Origin of the sequence: Rhodococcus sp. BP-349 (assembly GCF_019835845.1) — a bacterium.
Classification (GTDB): domain Bacteria; phylum Actinomycetota; class Actinomycetes; order Mycobacteriales; family Mycobacteriaceae; genus Rhodococcoides.
Genome location: NZ_JABUDR010000001.1, coordinates 1197710 through 1213656 on the forward strand (window position 1 = coordinate 1197710; position 15947 = coordinate 1213656).

At 68.7% G+C, this 15947-nt stretch carries 17 protein-coding genes; 8 read left to right on the forward strand and 9 right to left on the reverse strand.

The genetic code is table 11. The annotated features are described in order from the left end of the window. The 5 genes from HQ325_RS05620 (at window position 1) to HQ325_RS05640 (ending at window position 6370) form a co-directional block, all read left to right on the forward strand. The gene (locus tag HQ325_RS05620) at window positions 1–1089 is read left to right on the forward strand and encodes an ABC transporter permease (protein ID WP_081821062.1); all 1089 of its coding nucleotides are present in this window, start codon (window positions 1–3) and stop codon (window positions 1087–1089) included. After that, a complete protein-coding gene (locus HQ325_RS05625; RefSeq protein ID WP_222627161.1) occupies window positions 1089–2048 on the forward strand; it encodes an ABC transporter permease in 960 nt (319 codons plus the stop codon). Before HQ325_RS05620 ends, HQ325_RS05625 begins: the two co-directional genes overlap by 1 nt. Further along, entirely contained in the window at window positions 2045–3709 is a 1665-nt protein-coding gene (locus HQ325_RS05630) for an ABC transporter ATP-binding protein (RefSeq protein WP_222627163.1), read from the forward strand. Before HQ325_RS05625 ends, HQ325_RS05630 begins: the two co-directional genes overlap by 4 nt. A 74-nt stretch (window positions 3710–3783) precedes the next feature. Next, window positions 3784–4869 carry a phosphoribosylformylglycinamidine cyclo-ligase gene (purM, locus tag HQ325_RS05635; RefSeq protein WP_027504286.1) on the forward strand — a complete coding sequence of 362 codons (1086 nt, stop codon included), beginning with the start codon at window positions 3784–3786 and terminating at the stop codon, window positions 4867–4869. 40 nt (window positions 4870–4909) lie between these two features. Beyond that, entirely contained in the window at window positions 4910–6370 is a 1461-nt protein-coding gene (locus HQ325_RS05640; protein WP_222627165.1) for an aldehyde dehydrogenase family protein, read from the forward strand. 105 nt (window positions 6371–6475) lie between these two features. Here HQ325_RS05640 and HQ325_RS05645 read toward each other — a convergent pair whose 3' ends face one another. The 3 genes from HQ325_RS05645 to HQ325_RS05655 form a co-directional block, all read right to left on the reverse strand. After that, window positions 6476–6664 (reverse strand): DUF3073 domain-containing protein, encoded by a 189-nt coding sequence (locus HQ325_RS05645; RefSeq protein ID WP_222627167.1) that lies wholly within the window; start codon window positions 6662–6664, stop codon window positions 6476–6478. 122 nt (window positions 6665–6786) lie between these two features. Next, a complete protein-coding gene (locus tag HQ325_RS05650) occupies window positions 6787–7452 on the reverse strand; it encodes an MOSC domain-containing protein (protein ID WP_222627169.1) in 666 nt (221 codons plus the stop codon). After that, the gene (locus HQ325_RS05655) at window positions 7449–8585 is read right to left on the reverse strand and encodes a folate-binding protein YgfZ (RefSeq protein WP_222627171.1); all 1137 of its coding nucleotides are present in this window, start codon (window positions 8583–8585) and stop codon (window positions 7449–7451) included. Before HQ325_RS05655 ends, HQ325_RS05650 begins: the two co-directional genes overlap by 4 nt. Before the next feature lie 55 nt (window positions 8586–8640). Between HQ325_RS05655 and HQ325_RS05660 the strand changes: the two genes are divergently transcribed. Beyond that, a complete protein-coding gene (locus HQ325_RS05660; RefSeq protein WP_222627173.1) occupies window positions 8641–9498 on the forward strand; it encodes an aminodeoxychorismate lyase in 858 nt (285 codons plus the stop codon). A 395-nt stretch (window positions 9499–9893) separates the two neighbouring features. Beyond that, the gene (locus HQ325_RS05665) at window positions 9894–10232 is read left to right on the forward strand and encodes a hypothetical protein (protein ID WP_222629226.1); all 339 of its coding nucleotides are present in this window, start codon (window positions 9894–9896) and stop codon (window positions 10230–10232) included. Here HQ325_RS05665 and HQ325_RS05670 read toward each other — a convergent pair. Further along, window positions 10220–10882 (reverse strand): FABP family protein, encoded by a 663-nt coding sequence (locus HQ325_RS05670; protein WP_222627175.1) that lies wholly within the window; start codon window positions 10880–10882, stop codon window positions 10220–10222. The genes HQ325_RS05665 and HQ325_RS05670 overlap by 13 nt on opposite strands. A gap of 329 nt (window positions 10883–11211) precedes the next feature. On the opposite strand from HQ325_RS05670, the gene HQ325_RS05675 reads away from it, so the two are divergent. Continuing rightward, entirely contained in the window at window positions 11212–12645 is a 1434-nt protein-coding gene (locus tag HQ325_RS05675; protein ID WP_308014265.1) for a cutinase family protein, read from the forward strand. A gap of 100 nt (window positions 12646–12745) precedes the next feature. Here the strand turns inward: HQ325_RS05675 and HQ325_RS05680 are convergent, their stop codons facing one another. From HQ325_RS05680 to HQ325_RS05700, 5 genes are all read right to left on the reverse strand, one after another. Next, entirely contained in the window at window positions 12746–13054 is a 309-nt protein-coding gene (locus tag HQ325_RS05680) for a DUF1416 domain-containing protein (RefSeq protein WP_222627180.1), read from the reverse strand. Between the two features lie 2 nt (window positions 13055–13056). Next, window positions 13057–13890, reverse strand: a complete 834-nt coding sequence (locus tag HQ325_RS05685; RefSeq protein WP_222627183.1) for a sulfurtransferase — start codon at window positions 13888–13890, stop codon at window positions 13057–13059. A gap of 40 nt (window positions 13891–13930) precedes the next feature. Beyond that, complete coding sequence (locus HQ325_RS05690) at window positions 13931–14389, reverse strand: DUF4395 domain-containing protein (RefSeq protein ID WP_222627185.1); 459 nt, start codon at window positions 14387–14389, stop codon at window positions 13931–13933. A gap of 270 nt (window positions 14390–14659) precedes the next feature. Then, a complete protein-coding gene (locus tag HQ325_RS05695; RefSeq protein ID WP_222627187.1) occupies window positions 14660–15109 on the reverse strand; it encodes a thioredoxin family protein in 450 nt (149 codons plus the stop codon). Then, window positions 15106–15885 carry an LmeA family phospholipid-binding protein gene (locus HQ325_RS05700; RefSeq protein WP_222627189.1) on the reverse strand — a complete coding sequence of 260 codons (780 nt, stop codon included), beginning with the start codon at window positions 15883–15885 and terminating at the stop codon, window positions 15106–15108. The genes HQ325_RS05695 and HQ325_RS05700 overlap by 4 nt, the downstream gene beginning before the upstream one ends. Between the last annotated feature and the right edge of the window lie 62 nt (window positions 15886–15947).

The window sequence follows — 15947 nt, forward strand, 5'->3', positions numbered from 1 at the left end:
ATGGTCACCACCACGCCCGACGAGGCGTCGGTGGGGAAGCAGTCACGGGCGAGCGCGTCGTCACGCTACGGCGCGCTCGCCCGTTATCTCGTGATCCGGTTCCTGCTGATCATTCCCACGGCATGGATCCTGGTCACGGTCGTCTTCTTCCTCATGCGCGTTCTCGGCGATCCCATCAGTGCTGCCCTCGGTGGACGACTGCCCGCCGACCAGATCGCCGAACGACGCGCCGCGGCCGGATACGACCGGCCGATCCTGGTGCAGTACTGGGAGTACCTGTCCGGTCTGCTGCGGGGAGACTTCGGTCGCTCCGCGACCAGTAACCAGGAGATCAGCGGTGTGCTGATCACCAACGGCGCGGCGACGCTGGAACTCGCGTTCTGGGCGTTGCTCGTCGCGTTCGCCGTCGGCATCCCCCTCGGCTTCTACGCTGCGACCCGCCGCGACTCGATCTCCGACGGCACCCTGCGCATCCTGGCGATCCTGTTCTACGCGGCACCGGTCTTCTTCGTCGGCATGCTGCTCAAGTTGGTCTTCGCCGTGAAGCTCGGATGGCTGCCGGTGGCGGGCCGGGCCAGCACGAACGTCGAACTGGCACTGCAGAACGTGTCACCGAAGACCAACATCCTGCTGATCGACTCGATCCTCTACGGCGAGCCGAGCTACACCGTCGATGTGCTGAAGCACGCCGTGCTCCCCGCGGTCGCGCTCGGACTCCTCACCGCCGGCGTGTTCCTGCGCCTGGTACGGGTGAACCTCCTGCAGACCCTGCAGTCCGGCTACGTGGAAGCTGCGCGCGCACGCGGACTCTCCGCGCGCGTCGTCGCCCGGCGGCACGCCTTCCGCAACGCGCTCATCCCGGTCGTCACCGTGATGGGGCTGCAGATCGCGATGCTCCTGGGCGGCGCGGTGCTCACCGAGACGACGTTCGAGTGGCAGGGGCTGGGCTATCAGCTCGCCCGCTACCTGCAGGCGCGCGACTTCATCGCCGTCCAGGGCATCGTCACGTTCCTGGCCATCGTCGTCGCCGTCGTCAGCTTCCTCACCGACGCCATCGTGGCGATCGTCGACCCACGAGTGAGGTTCTGATGAGTATCGAGGTGAGCGTCGGCGCGATCGAGGCGCCGAAGCGACGTCGCGGTGTGCCCGGCCTGTCGATCATCCGCTCGAGTGCCGGACTGCAGAAGGCCACCATCGTCATCGGGCTCGTGCTGGTGGCGCTGTTCGTGATCATGGCGGTCTTGGCTCCGCTCATCGCGCCGTACACCTTCTCCCAGACCTCGTCGGACGGCGTGGAGTTCGCGCGCCAGGCGGCGCCGAGCGCGGACCACATCTTCGGCACGTCGGTGCGCGGCGAGGACGTGTTCTCCCGCGTCGTCTACGGCGCGCGGACCGCCCTGCTCGTGATCGTGACGTCGTTGGTGCTGTCGATCGTGGTGGGCGTTCCGCTCGGACTGCTCTCCGGCTACGTCGGCCGATGGGTGGACCGGGTGCTGGTGCTCTTCATGGACGCGATGTACGCCTTCCCGAGTCTGCTTCTCGCCGTGGTGGTCTCGATCGTCGTGGCGGGTGGTCAGTCCTCCAGCTTCGGCGGTGTCCTGTCCGCCGCCATCGCGATCACGGCGGTCTTCGTGCCGCAGTACTTCCGGGTGGTGCGCAACGCGACCGTGTCGGTCAAGACGGAGCCGTACGTGGACGCCGCTCGTGTGACCGGAGCCAGTCCGCTGCGCATCATGTTCCGCCACATCCTCGCCAACGTCACTCAGACGCTCCCTGTGATTTTGACGTTGAACGGCGCCGAGGCCATCCTCACGCTCGCCGGTCTCGGATTCCTCGGGTTCGGCATCGAGCCGACGTCCGCGTCCGAGTGGGGATACGACCTCAACAAGGCGTTGCCGGACATCTCCAACGGCATCTGGTGGACGTCGATCTTCCCCGGTACGGCCATCGTGCTCGTCGTGCTCGGCATGACCATGGTCGGCGAATCCGTCAGCGAGACACTCAATCCCGTTCTCCGTACACGTCGCAAGCAGAAGGACGCCTCATGACAGCGTCGACTCCGTCCGATCCCGGCCGGCCTCCGGCCTCCCCGGCCGCCTTGACACTCGAGGCCCTGTCGGTCAGCTTCGCCACCGACGCGGGGCCCGTCGACGCCGTCAAAGGAGTGAGTTTCGAGGTCTTCCCGGGCGAGGTCCTGGCCGTCGTCGGCGAATCGGGCTCCGGGAAGTCGGTCAGCGTCCGGTCCGCCATCGGGCTCCTCCCGGACACCGCCCGCGTACGCGGAACCGTCACCGTGGGGTCCCGCGAGGTGACGTCGCTGTCGGACAAGCAGTGGGCCGACCTGCGCGGCAACGCCGTCGCGATGGTGTTCCAGGAACCCGGCAGCGCCCTCGACCCGCTGTTCACCGTCGGCTTCCAGATCGTCGAGGCCCTGCGAGCGCACGCCGGACCGGACGGGAAGGTGCTGGACAAGAAGGCCGCCCGCCTCCGGGCGATCGAGTTGCTCACCATGGTGGGTCTGCCCGACCCGGAGCGGCGATTCGGCTACTTCCCGCACGAGCTGTCCGGTGGCCAGAAGCAGCGTGTGATGATCGCGATCGCCATCTCGTGCGAGGCGAAGGTGATCATCGCGGACGAGCCGACGACGGCACTCGACGTGACCGTGCAGGCCGAGATCCTCGACCTGCTGCGCGATCTCAAGGACCGTCTGGGCTGCGCGATCGTGCTGATCACGCACAGCATGGGCGTGGTGGCGGACATCGCCGACCGCGTCGTCGTGATGAAGGACGGTGAGGTCGTGGAGGAGGCCCTCGTCCACGATCTGTTCGCCGCGCCGAAGGCCGGCTACACGAAGAAGCTGCTCGCGGCAGTCCCGACGCTCGATCCCGTGGTCACCGATCGGACCGTCTCGGACGAGGTGGTGCTGTCGGTGCGCGATCTCGTCGTGCAGTTCCCCGGTGGCATCGGTCAGCCCGTCTTCCGCGCCGTCGACTCGGTGACGTTCGATCTGCACCGCGGGGAGACCCTCGGTCTGGTGGGGGAGTCCGGTTCGGGCAAGTCCACCATCGGCCGCTGTGTGGCCGCACTGCAGAAGCCGACGTCCGGCTCGGTGGACGTCCTCGGTCAGGACGTGGGCAGGCTGCGGGGATCCGCGCTGAAGAGTCTGCGCAAGCGTTTCGGATTCGTGTTCCAGGATCCGTCCACGTCGCTCAACCCGAGACTGACCGTCGGCCAGTGCATCGCCGAGCCGATGATCGTGCACAAGGCCGGGTCGAAGGCGGACATCGCCCGCACGGTCGCGGAGTGGCTGGACGCGGTCCAACTCCCGAAGGGAACGGAGAAGCGGTACCCGCACGAGCTGTCCGGCGGTCAGCGTCAGCGGGCGTCGCTGGCGCGGGCACTCGTCCTGAAGCCGGATCTGCTGGTCGCCGACGAACCGACCAGCGCGCTCGACGTCTCGGTGCAGGCCGCGGTTCTCGACCTCTTCGAGGAACTGCAGACCGAACTGCACTTCGCGTGCCTGTTCATCAGTCACGACCTCGCCGTGGTCGACCGTCTCGCGCACCGGGTGGCGGTGCTGCGGGGCGGCGCCGTCGTCGAGCTCGGGACGCCCGGACGGATCCTCCGGGATCCCGCGGAGGAGTACACCAAGCGCCTGATCGCGGCCATTCCCAGGCCCGAGGTGACACGAGACCGGAAGGACCGATAGGCCTCCGGTACCGTTAGGGCCGCATCCGACCCTCCCGGGTACTCACACACAGATCAGGCTGGAGCAGTACACCCATGACCGATGACACCCACCAGCCCGGCGCAGGAGCCTCGTACGCAGCGGCAGGAGTGGACATCGAAGCCGGTGATCGTGCCGTCGAGCTGTTCGCGCCCCTCGCCAAGCGGGCGTCGCGACCGGAGGTCATGGGCGGTCTCGGTGGGTTCGCCGGCCTGTTCGCGCTGAAGGGCGGATACCGCGAGCCGCTGCTCGCCGCGTCCACCGACGGTGTGGGCACCAAGATCGCGGTCGCGCAGGCTCTGGACAAGCACGACACGGTGGGACTCGACCTGGTCGCGATGGTCGTGGACGACCTCGTCGTCTGCGGCGCCGAGCCGCTGTTCCTGCAGGACTACATCGCGGTGGGGCGTGTGGTGCCCGAGCACGTCGCGCAGTTGGTCAAAGGCATCGCCGACGGCTGCATCCTGGCCGGATGCGCGTTGCTGGGCGGCGAGACCGCCGAGCACCCCGGCATGATGGCGGACGGCGAGTACGACCTGTCCGCGACGGGTGTCGGCGTCGTCGAGGCCGACCAGGTGCTGGGCCCGGACCGGGTGCGTCCCGGCGACGTGGTCCTCGCGATGGGGTCCTCGGGACTGCACTCCAACGGCTACTCCCTCGCCCGCAAGGTCTTGCTCGACATCAGCCGCATGTCGCTCACCGGCCACGTCGAGGAGTTCGGACGCACGCTCGGCGAGGAGATGCTCGAGCCCACCCGCATCTACGCCAAGGACTGCCTCGCCCTCGCGGCGGAGACGGACGTGCGGACGTTCTGTCACGTCACCGGTGGTGGCCTGGCGGCCAACCTCGCTCGCGTCATGCCGAAGGGCCTCGTCGCCGAGCTCGATCGCGGAACATGGAGCCCGGCTCCCATCTTCGCGATGATCGCGCAGCGCGGACGCGTGGAGCGCGAGGAGATGGACCGCACGTTCAACATGGGCGTCGGCATGGTCGCGATCGTGGCCCCCGAGGACGTCGACCGCGCCCTCGCCGTGCTCACCGCTCGCCACATCGACTGCTGGACCCTGGGAACGGTCAAGAAGTCCGCCGACAGCGGGACCGACGAGCGCGCTGTGCTGACGGGTAATCACCCGCGTTTCTAGGTTCTCGTTTGTCGCAGGACTGGTCGGGCACCCGACCGGCATGACGACGTACGACGGCTTCGACACCCTCCCGATCGCCGGTCAGTGGCGAGTGGGCCGAGACGGCCGCACCGCCGACGACGTGAACCCGTACTCGGGCGACGTCCTGACCACCCTCCCGCTGGCCGATGCGGCCGACGTCGACGCGGCGTTCACCGCGGCGAGCATCGCGCAGCGGGACTGGGAGGCGACGCTCCCGACCGAGCGTGCGGACGTGTTCCACCGCGCTGCGCGCATCATGGAGGACCGCAAGGACGAGATCGTGGACTGGCTCGTCGCGGAGGTCGGCGCCATCCGCCCCCGCGCCGAGTGGGAATGGCTGGCCGTCCGCGCAGTGATGCTCGAATCGGCGAGCTACCCCACTCGATCGGCCGGGCGGATTCTCCCCGCTGCCCTGATCGACGGCAAGGAGAACCGCGTGTACCGGCGGCCCCTCGGCGTGGTCACGGTGATCAGTCCGTGGAACTTCCCGATGCAACTGTCCGCCCGCTCGGTGGCGCCCGCGCTGGCGCTCGGCAACGCAGTGGTGCTGAAGCCCGCGAGCGACACCCCCGTCACCGGCGGACTCCTGCTGGCCAGAATCCTCGAGGAGGCCGGATTGCCCGCCGGCCTGTTGTCCGTCCTCGTCGGCAAGAGCAGTGAGATCGGTGACGCCGTGACCTCGCATCCCCTCACACGGCTCGTGTCGTTCACCGGCTCGACGCCTGTGGGCTCGGGCATCGCGGCGTCGGCGCCGCTCACCAGGATGTCGCTCGAACTCGGGGGCAACGGGCCCCTGGTCGTGCTCGAGGACGCGGACGTCGAGGCCGCCGTGAATGCGGCGGTCTTCGGGTCGTTCTTCCACCAGGGTCAGGTGTGCATGGCGACCAACCGGGTGATCGCGGTCGATGCAGTGCACGACGAGGTGGTGGACCGGCTCACCGAGCGGGTCCGGTCGCTGCGCACCGGCGACCCCGCCGATCCCGACACACAGATCGGCCCGATCATCAACGACGCGCAGGTGGAATCGATTCTCGACCGGATCTCTCGCGCGGAGTCGGACGGCGCGGAGATCCGCGTGCGGGGAGAGCGTTCGGGACCGGCCGGGCGGGTGGTGGGCCCGCATCTCGTGCTGGGAACGAACGGTGTCGCGACCGCCGCCGAGGAGGTGTTCGGACCCGTCGCCACGGTGATCCGCGCCGACGGGGAGGACGACGCCGTCCGGATCGCGAACGACACCGAGTACGGGCTCTCCAGTGCGGTGTTCTCGCGCGACGTCGAGCGTGCGGTCCGGGTGGCGACGAGACTCGACGCCGGGATGACACATGTGAACGACACCACGATCAACGACGAGCCGAACACGGCCTTCGGCGGTGAGAAGAACTCCGGTATCGGACGATTCGGCGGCGAGTGGGCAATCGACGAGTTCACCACGGACCACTGGATCAGTGTCCAGCACACGCCACGACGGTATGCGATCTGACGTCGGCGACGTGACACGCACACACGACCGTGCGGGGCATCCCGGTGTCGGAACGCCCCGCACGGTCGCGCGAGATATGTGTGTTTCCCCTGTCAGGGGATGCGGTCAACGCCGCCAGTCGTCGTAGTCCTCATCGTCGTGTCGGGACGGCTCCCGATCGGCGATGCCGTTGCGGTGCGAGTCGGGGGAACCTGTGAGCTCTCGTTGGAGACTCTCGAAGTCCGTGGACGGTGAGCTGTACTTGAGCTCACGTGCAACTTTGGTCTGCTTTGCCTTAGCCCGGCCGCGGCCCATGGCTAACCCCCTCGCGAGTAGCGGGGCGGCCTGGGAATTTTTGGCGGCCCCGTCTGATTGTGTGTTCTTCCTGCCCACACTCTAGCGTGTGAATCGGGTCCGCGCTTCCACCGCAGTCGGTGTCACACGGCCGGGCTGCGTCGTGTTGCTCGGGCCGCCATGTCGCGGGCTTCGCGGTAGACCTTGGGCGCCAGATCGGGGGTGTTCAGAAGGATCTGCATCGCCTCCGCCGACACCCCTGTGAAGAGGTCCCGCACGGTGACTCCGTGGTCGGGAACGGACACGATCTCGATGTCGTCGCCCGCCGAGAGCGCGCCGACTCGCACGACGCGCAGGTACGCCCCGACATCGCCCCGCGCGGTGAAACGCTTGACCCAGGTCTTCTCGCCCGTCCACCGCGCGAAGGCCGCACACGGGCGCCGCGGAATGGTCACCTCGAGTTCGGCGGTGCCCACCGACCAGCGCGTTCCGACGACCGCATCGGTGACGGGCAGTCCGCTCACGCGCAGGTTCTCCCCGAACCACCCCGCGGGAACCTCTCGGCCGAGTTCTTCGGCCCACCTGTCGGCCTCGGCCTCGTCGTACGCGTAGACCGCCTGGTCCGCGCCGCCGTGGAAGGTGACGTCGCACGAGCGATCACCGTGCAGACCGAGCTCGGTGACGTGGACCGGTCCGGACACCGCTCGCTTGTCGATGGCAGAGTCGACCACCGTCGGCCGAGAGATGGGGTGGATGGTGTGCACGACGCACACCGACAGCACGCGTCCCGCCGGGGCCGGCTGCGTCACCGGCCGCGCAGCCGATCCACCGCGGCGCGGCCCGCCTGGACCGCGGTGTCCAGGACGTAGGAATCGGGATCGATCGAGGCGGCACACGGCCCGGCGTCGAGCGTGGTCTCCACCGGCACCGCGCGCTTGATCTGAGCGAGCGCGATCGGTCCGAGCTCGAAATGATCGACGACGGTGCCGATGCGGCCCACGGACCGGCCGCCGACGGTGACGTCGTCGCCCGTCTCCGGTCGACCGTCCGCGGAGCCGTCGAGGTGCAGCAGGACCAGTCGGCGCGGTGGCTTGCCCAGATTGTGGACGCGCGCCACCGTCTCCTGTCCGCGGTAGCACCCCTTCTCGAGGTGGACGGCCCCGAACTCGGTGACCCCGCCGATCCAGCCGACCTCGTGGGGAATCGTGCGGTCGTCGGTGTCGAGACCGAGGCGTGGTCGACCGGACTCGACGCGCAGCGCCTCGAACGCCCAGCTGCCCGCCTCACGCGCACCCGCCACGACGAACTTCGCCCACCACTCGTCGAGACGGTCGGCGGGGACAAGGACGTCGAAGGAATCGGTGCGGGTCGGCCACGGCATCCGACGGACGAGACCGGCGTCGGGGTTCGCGGCGTCGAGCGGAAGGGCGTCGTACGGCATCGCGGGCACCTCGGCGCCCACCGCTCGCAGGATGGAGCCGGCCTTCGGGCCGAGCAACGACACGACGACCCGTTCGCTGCCGCGGCGCGGCGCGGCCTTCGACCAGAACACCATCTTGGACAGGAAGGCGAGAAGGTCCGGTCCGCGGTCCGCCTCGGTGTCGATCCAGGTGGTGCCGTCGAGGTCGGTCATGACCATGTGGTGTTCGACGCGTCCGTTGACGTCCAGGCTCAGGTTCTCCGCGGAGGCTCCGTCGGCGAGTGTCGCGACGTGCTGGCTGGAGATGGTGTGCAACCAGGTCAGTCGTTCCTCGCCGGTGATGGCGATGACGAACCGGTTCGACCGATCGACGACCGCGGCGGTCGTGACGGCCGCGCGCTGCTCACCCAACGGATCCCCGTAGTGCCAGGCGGTTCCGTGATCGGGACCGTCCTGCGGTGCGGCCACCGCGCCGGGTCGAGCCAGAACGGGGGAGGAGTACAGGCCAGGGGTCTCGGACACACCACCATTCTAGGAGCGGACTGCCCGGTCCGGCCACGGCACTACCCTCGGGACCATGACTTCACGCGTGGTGGTGACCCTGGACGGTGCGGTACTCGATCCGACCGAGCCTGTTCTGCATGCCGACGACCTGGCGGCGGTGCGCGGGGACGGGATCTTCGAGACCGTGCTGATCCGCGAGGGCCGGGCGTGCCGACTCGACGCGCACCTCGCCCGCCTCACCCGATCAGCGGTGATGCTCGACCTCGCGGAACCGGACGTCGACGCATGGCGGCGCGCCGTGGACGTGGCACTCGCGCAGTGGGAGAAGACCGGCGGCGGCGAGGGTGCGATGCGGCTGCTGCTGAGCCGGGGGCGTGAGGGGGCGGACGGTGCCGAGACGGCGCTCGTCATGGTCTCCGCCGTCGCCGATCGCGTCACACAGGCGCGCGCGGAGGGCGTGTCGGCCCTGACCCTGAACCGGGGATTCTCCATCGACGCGACACAGCAGTCGCCGTGGGCGCTGCTCGGTGCGAAGACTCTGTCCTACGCCTCCAACATGGCGGCCCTGCGCCACGCGGCACGAGAGGGCTTCGACGAGGTCGTGTTCCGCAGCATCGAGGGACAGGTACTCGAAGGGCCGCGGTCGAGCGTGCTGGCAGTGGTGGACCGCCGCATGATCACGCCGCCGGTGGAGCACGGGGTGCTGCGCGGCACCACGGTGGACGCTCTCTTCGAGGTCGCGGGCGACGCCGGCTTCGACTGTGCGCACGAGCCGTTGCGGGTGGCCGATCTGATCCTGGCCGACAGCGTCTGGCTGATCTCTTCCGTCACGCTGGCCGCGCGCGTGCACACGCTCGACACCACGCACCTGAAGGAGATGCCGTCCGACCGCCTGGTGCGCGAACTGGTGGACACCGCGGTCGCGCACTGACAGGTCCCGACGGGCGTTTCGCGTGATGACCGTTCGCGCTGAGCTGGAGGTGTGTTCGCTCACGGAAAAAGACGTTGCCGACCCGGCCGATCCGCGCGTAGCGTCGTCCGTACACGAGAGAGGAGGTGGTCTGGAATTGTATGACTCTTGGACGCGTGAGGTGGCTGCCCGCTAGCCGCAACCGCTGACGGTTCTTCTCTCACCGCGCGAGCGGCGGGCGAATACCAGGCAGCTACCCGACCCCCGAGCCCTCGGTCCGTCCAGACCGAGACCCGTACTCCTGCAACGGTGTACCGGTAGGGCTCGGGGGTCGTCCCATGTCCGGACCAGGATCGCGCGCCTGGTCTTTCCCGTTATGCCGAGCAGACCCCTTCGCCTGTGTCACTGTGGGGGACATGACGAGTGACGAGCAGACCGACACGACGAACACCGACGACACGTCCTCCGACACCGGTTCGGCGAACGAGGAGACCGTGGGCCCCGAACTGACGCAGGAGGACCTCGATCGCGCCGGCGAGAAGATGGACGGCCTCAATGCGCGCTACGAGACCGGTGCTCGGGAGACCGTGACGCTGCCCGGCACCGGCGGCACCGTGTCCGGCACCGCGTTCGCGGACTTCGACGAGGACGGCGCCTCCCAGAATGCCGACACCGAGAATGCCGACACCGAGAAGTCTGATGCCGCTTCCGGGGATGACGCCGAGAGCGAGAAGGGCGAGCGTCAGCCCACGTAGCGCTCGAGGCGGGCGGACAGCCGGGGCTCGAGATCGCCGTCCGGTCCGACCCGCTCCTCGACGTACGCGAGGTCGCCACCCTCGACGATGCCGTACAGGCGCTTGGCGCCTCCCACCAGAGCCGCCGACGTGCTGCGGATGACGACGTCGGTGGCCAGCTCCCAGGACGACTGCGTCAGTGCACGGCCGTAGTAGAGCTCGATGAGCCCGCTCGCGTGGGTCAGCAGGAGCTCGAGGGTCTCCTCGCCGTCGTCGCCGGGCTCGCCCGTTCCGCTCACTCGCCAGAAGCCGGACTCGCGCAGGTCGCGACCCGCGTAGGCGCCGTTCTCGTCGACGCGCCAGGTGCGGGACTCCCACGAGAGATAGGGACCGCCGTCGTGGCTCACGACGATCTGCTGTCCCAGCGCGTAGTCGCCCTCGGCGTCGTGTCCCTCACCGGTGCCGCGCCACACGCCGACCAACGGCAGTAGAGCCAGCATGGAGTGCGAGATGTCGGGACCCTGCCGCAGGTTCGCGGTGTCACCGTCACCGGGCAGGTCCGGGAGAAGCGGTATGTTGCGCCCGGCCGTCTCCTTGGCCCGTTCCTCTGCACGCGCGACCGCGGCGTCACCGCTCAGGCGGGGCGCCGGGGTGTCGAACTCGTCGGTCACGACTCGTCGGTGACCAGGCGATAGACGACGTACAGCGAGAACCAGGCGATGAGAATCGACGCCAGGATGAGGAGTGCTTCGAAGAATAGGACCACGCACCGATTGTAGACCGGCGGTCCCGCAGATCCGCCACGGGCTGCGCTCACCGTCGGTCGACGCAGGAAGTGCTCAGACTGTGTGACGGATGACAACCTGTGCCGGGTCCGGTGACGCGAATCATTGTTTAGGGTCGTGAGGTTCAGGAATCGAGAGACGAGGGTGATTCATCCATGCTTCGTGTGACCGGGGTCGACCCGACCGGACGTCGGCGGACCGGGCCGGCGAGGATCGTGACGCGCGCAGCGACCGCCGCGCTCGCGGCCCTGGTGCTGTGCGCGATCCCCGGAGGGTTCGCCGGGGCGGCACCGGTCACCCCCTCCGATCCGCTCGGTCTCGGTGACGACCCCGTCGAGTCGGTTCTCGACACGTTCGGACTCGGCGCGAAGGTCGATCAGGATCCGAACAACTACGCCTACGACTGCCCCGACGTGCTCATCGTCGCCATCACGGGCGCGACGGACTCGGAGTCGGACCGCAATCCGGTCGACGAGGTCGACCGGCTGCCCTGGTCCAACTGGGTCGGCAACGTGACGGTTCCCACCGGCGAGGCCGCAGCGTCGACGCCCGGACGAGTCGGGTGGGTGTACGTGCCGTACGCGTCCCAGTACGGGGTCGCCGTGACGGACGCGGTACCGACGTACCAGGAATCGGTCAGTGAGGGCCTCGCGACCATGAGGCGCATGATCGACGACAACAAGACCGCCTGCGGGACGTCGACCAAGTACGTGCTGCTCGGTTACAGCGTGGGCGCCGAGGTGGTCGAACGCCTCGCCGTCGACATCGGCTCGCGACCGTCCACGGCGCACGTGTCGTCGGACGACATCGCCGGGATCGCACTGGTCGGGGATCCTTACCGCCCCGCCGGTACCGCGTCCGTGGACAAGCCCGGTCCGCCCGGTGGTGGCTTCATGTCGTCCGAGCCGAAGGACTACGGGGCGCTCACGAACAAGATTCGCTGGGCGTGCCGACCGATGGACATCGCATGCGATGCCCCGCAGAACCTCGGGGTACTGCCGTTGGCGCTCAACGTCTTCGGGCGGATGCACTTCACGCTGCTCGATCCGGGCCGCACGGTCACCGACTTCGTCGCGGTGTCGTCCGACGTAGCGGCTCGTACCATCGCGTACGTCTTCAGCGACCCGGAGTTCGCGACGTCCGACGAATCCCTGCTCGACGTCATGCTTCGCGTGTCGGACCGTACCCAACCGCTGCCGGACCAGCCGTCGCCGACGCCGCGCGAGATGTACGACGCCGTGAACTGGGCACTCGGACCCGGTCGGCCCGTCGTGGAGGCCAAGCTGCAGGCGGAGGCGGTGGGCTTCGACGAGGACAATGCCGACATCGCGCAACTGCTCGACAGGCCGTACGTCGAACTCGGCTTCCTGCAGCATCTCTACTACTGGGACAACTTCCCCGACAACGGCCGGGACTGGGAGAGCGAGAAGCTGATCCGGTGGATCACCGACCTCGCTCGGGAGCAGAGCGAGGCCCCGCCGGCCGCCCCGGCAGAGCCCACCGCGGGTGATGCTCCGGCCGAGCCGCGCGCGATTCCCCCGGTGAACCCCGGCTACCTCGCGCCTCCGGCGCAACCCATGGAGACGGTGCCGTCGACGTGGGAGGAAGTGCTGAAGTCACTCGGCCTTCCGCCGGAGCCGGGCAAGTAGTACCGCGGTTCCCCACCGTCGGACCGCACACGCTTCACGACGACAACACCCTCCCCAGCACGCTGGGGAGGGTGTTGTCGTCGATCAGGCGGGGTGTCGGTCAGGCGCCGATCGAGATCTCGGCCTCGTGGAGGCCGGCGGACTCGGGCGAGATGGTCACGTCGCCGTTGCCGGACGCGGACAGCGCGCGCAGCGTCCAGGTGCCGGGAGCTGCGAAGAAGCGGAAGTCTCCGGTTCCGGACGCGACGACCTCGGCGGTGAACTCACCCGTGCTGTCGAGCAGGCGCACGTACGCACCACCGACGGGCTGACCGTCGGACGCGGCCAGGACGCGGCCCGTGATGACCGTCTCCTTCTCCACGTCGACGCCGGCGGGAAGGGTCTGTCCCTGAACAGGTGCTCCACACATGATTACGCTCCCAACTCGATAGGTGCTCCGACGAGGGAGCCGTACTCGGTCCAGCTGCCGTCGTAGTTCTTGACGTTGTCGTAGCCCAGCAGCTGCGTCAGTGCGAACCAGCTGTGTGACGAACGCTCGCCGATGCGGCAGTACGCGATGGTGCCCTTGGCGGGATCGATGCCGACACCGTCGTAGAGCTCCTTCAGTTCCTCGTCGGACTTGAAGGTGCCGTCCTCGTTCGCTGCCTTGCTCCACGGCACGTTGACGGCGCCGGGGATGTGTCCGGGACGCTGGCTCTGCTCCTGCGGGAGGTGCGCCGGCGCCAGGATCTTGCCCGAGTACTCGTCGGGGGACCGGATGTCGAGGAGGTTCTTGGTGCCGATGGCGGCAATGACCTCGTCGCGGAACGCGCGGATCGACAGGTCGGGCGCCTCGGCCCTGTAGGACGTTCCCTCGCGGGAGACGGACTCGGTGCTCAGCGGGCGGCCGTCGAGCTCCCACTTCTTGCGACCACCGTCGAGGAGACGAACGTCCTTGTGGCCGTACAGCTTGAAGTACCAGTAGGCGTAGGCCGCGAACCAGTTGTTGTTGCCGCCGTAGAGGATCACGGTGTCGTCGTTGGCGATGCCACGAGTCGACAGCAGGTCCGAGAACTGCTCCTGGTTCAGGAAGTCACGAAGGACCGGATCCTGGAGGTCGGACTTCCAGTCGAGCTTGACGGCACCCTCGATGTGGCCGGTGTCGTAGGCGCTGGTGTCCTCGTCGACCTCGACGAACACGGTCTTGGGAGCATGCAGGTTCTGCTCGGCCCAGTCGGCAGTGACCAGGACGTCGGAGCGAGCCATGTGGTTCCTTTCGATTCTTCTCTGACAGGTGGTGGGTGGTTCAGGTGGTGGCATGTCGAGCCGGCAGGAGCCGACTCGCGAGTGGGTAGATCTTGCAGCCCAGGCAGATTCCGAACGCCGCGTTCAGCACGGCGGCGAACAGGGCCAGACCCGTGGCGACGGTGCCGACGGCCGTCGAGGACAGCGCGAACCCGAGGGTTCCCACGATCGAGAAGGCGAATCCCAGTCCCTGCGCGAACCGCAGGGGGGTCGTCGGTTCGGTCTCCGATACCGGGCCCAGGCGCGGTGCGACGACGGCGCGGAACACGCGTCCGTAGGGATGCGCTGCCGGCCCGGCAGCAGCGCCGTACGCGAAGACCAGCGTCTGCAGGCCCAGGAGCACCGCTGCAGCGGTGAGTGACACCGTCGACACGAGCAGCGTCACGACGAGGACGCCGGTGGTCACCCAGGCGACGAAGCGGGGACCACGAACGTCGACCTGCGGGGGGATGGATGACATCGAGATGCTCCTGGAGTGGAGGAAGGGGGACCGAGCGGATGCGCGTGGTCTCCGGCGATCGTCGAGCGGTCCGAGGTCGGTACAGCACGGCTGTACCCGAGCGGACGGGTCGACGAGGGGAGGACCGTCGTCAGCGGCAACGGCAGCAACAGCCACCGAGGCGGCACAGGTCCACTGTGCGGCGTCGGGTGAGCAAGAGCTCGTGGCTGGCGGTCACGTCGGCCATGGTACCCACGCCGGTCCCGATCCAGAAGTTCCGGGTGTCGCTCGTCACTCCGACGAGGGTGAACCGGAGGCCGAGAGCACGGCGGCCCGCAGGTCCTTCGGCGACGGAACACCCGACGCGCGTGACCGCTCCCGCATGGCCCCGTCGAGCACGAAGGTGGTGGGGAGAGACATCACGCCGAAGTCGCGGGCGAGCTGCGGGTTCTCGTCCATGTCCACCTCGACGTCGGACACGCGGTGCCCCGCCGACTCGAGGTCGGTCACCACGGCGGACACGACGCGTCGCACCGCCGCACACGGGCCGCACCAGGTGGCGGAGAAGTGGAGCACGGTCACCGCCCCGTCGGCGACACCGGCTGCGCGCAGAGCGTGAGTACGAGAATCCGAGGCCGCACCGCGACCCGACGTGCGGACGGCGCCCTCGCGGCGACGGACCCACAGGCCCACCACGGCGGCGAGCGCCAGGACGAGGACCAGGACGACGACGGCACTCACGGCGTTCGGATCTCGTCGAGGTCGATGGTGACGTCCTCGGCGCTGCCCTCGATCACGATTTGTCCGCCCTCGGCGTAGACCGACGTGGGGAGAATGCCGAACGGCAACTGCTGCGCGTCGATCGTGCGGGTGAACAGGCCCAGGACGGCCGGCTTCAGGAAGTCGGGGATCGTGAAGTCGGCCTGCCCCTCCGGCCCGAAGTAGAGGTCCGACGCGACGATGGACACGCCTTCGCCGTCGAGCTGCAACTCGGCGGTGACGCTGACGGCGGTGTCGAGCGGGCCGACGGCCACCGTGCCCGTCAGAACCACCGCGCCGGCGGTGGTCTCACCGGAACCGCCGGAGCCACCGGTGCCGTCGGAACGATCGGCGGGGGGAGCGGACACCTGGAGATCGGGGATGTCGAGGAACCGGCCGAGGTCGGTCGCGTCGATGCGGACTCGCGCGTCGAGTTCGTCCATGGGCACTGTGCGCACCGACCCGTCCAGCAGGTCCGACGCCGGGATGCGGACCCCGCGCAGTGTCGCCTCGATGGTCGTCTTCTCGACGTAGTCGGTCGGGACGTCCTGCGCTCGGATCTCCACGCGCCCGTACCTGCCGTCGGCGGCCTGGGTCAGGAACGGGAATCCGTGGATGGTCACCTGTGGATCGGACACCAGATCTCCGCCGTCCCGCAGCGACCGTGACACGCGGTACTCGGCGTAGGCGGCGGTGCCGAAATCGGCGGCCAGGGCGAGCGCCAGGACGAAGACGAGCCCGACGATCAGTTTTCGCACGGAGTTCCTCTCGGGCGGTTCGGTGTCCTGCGGGCGGTCCACAGGCGGGGCGGTGACGACTC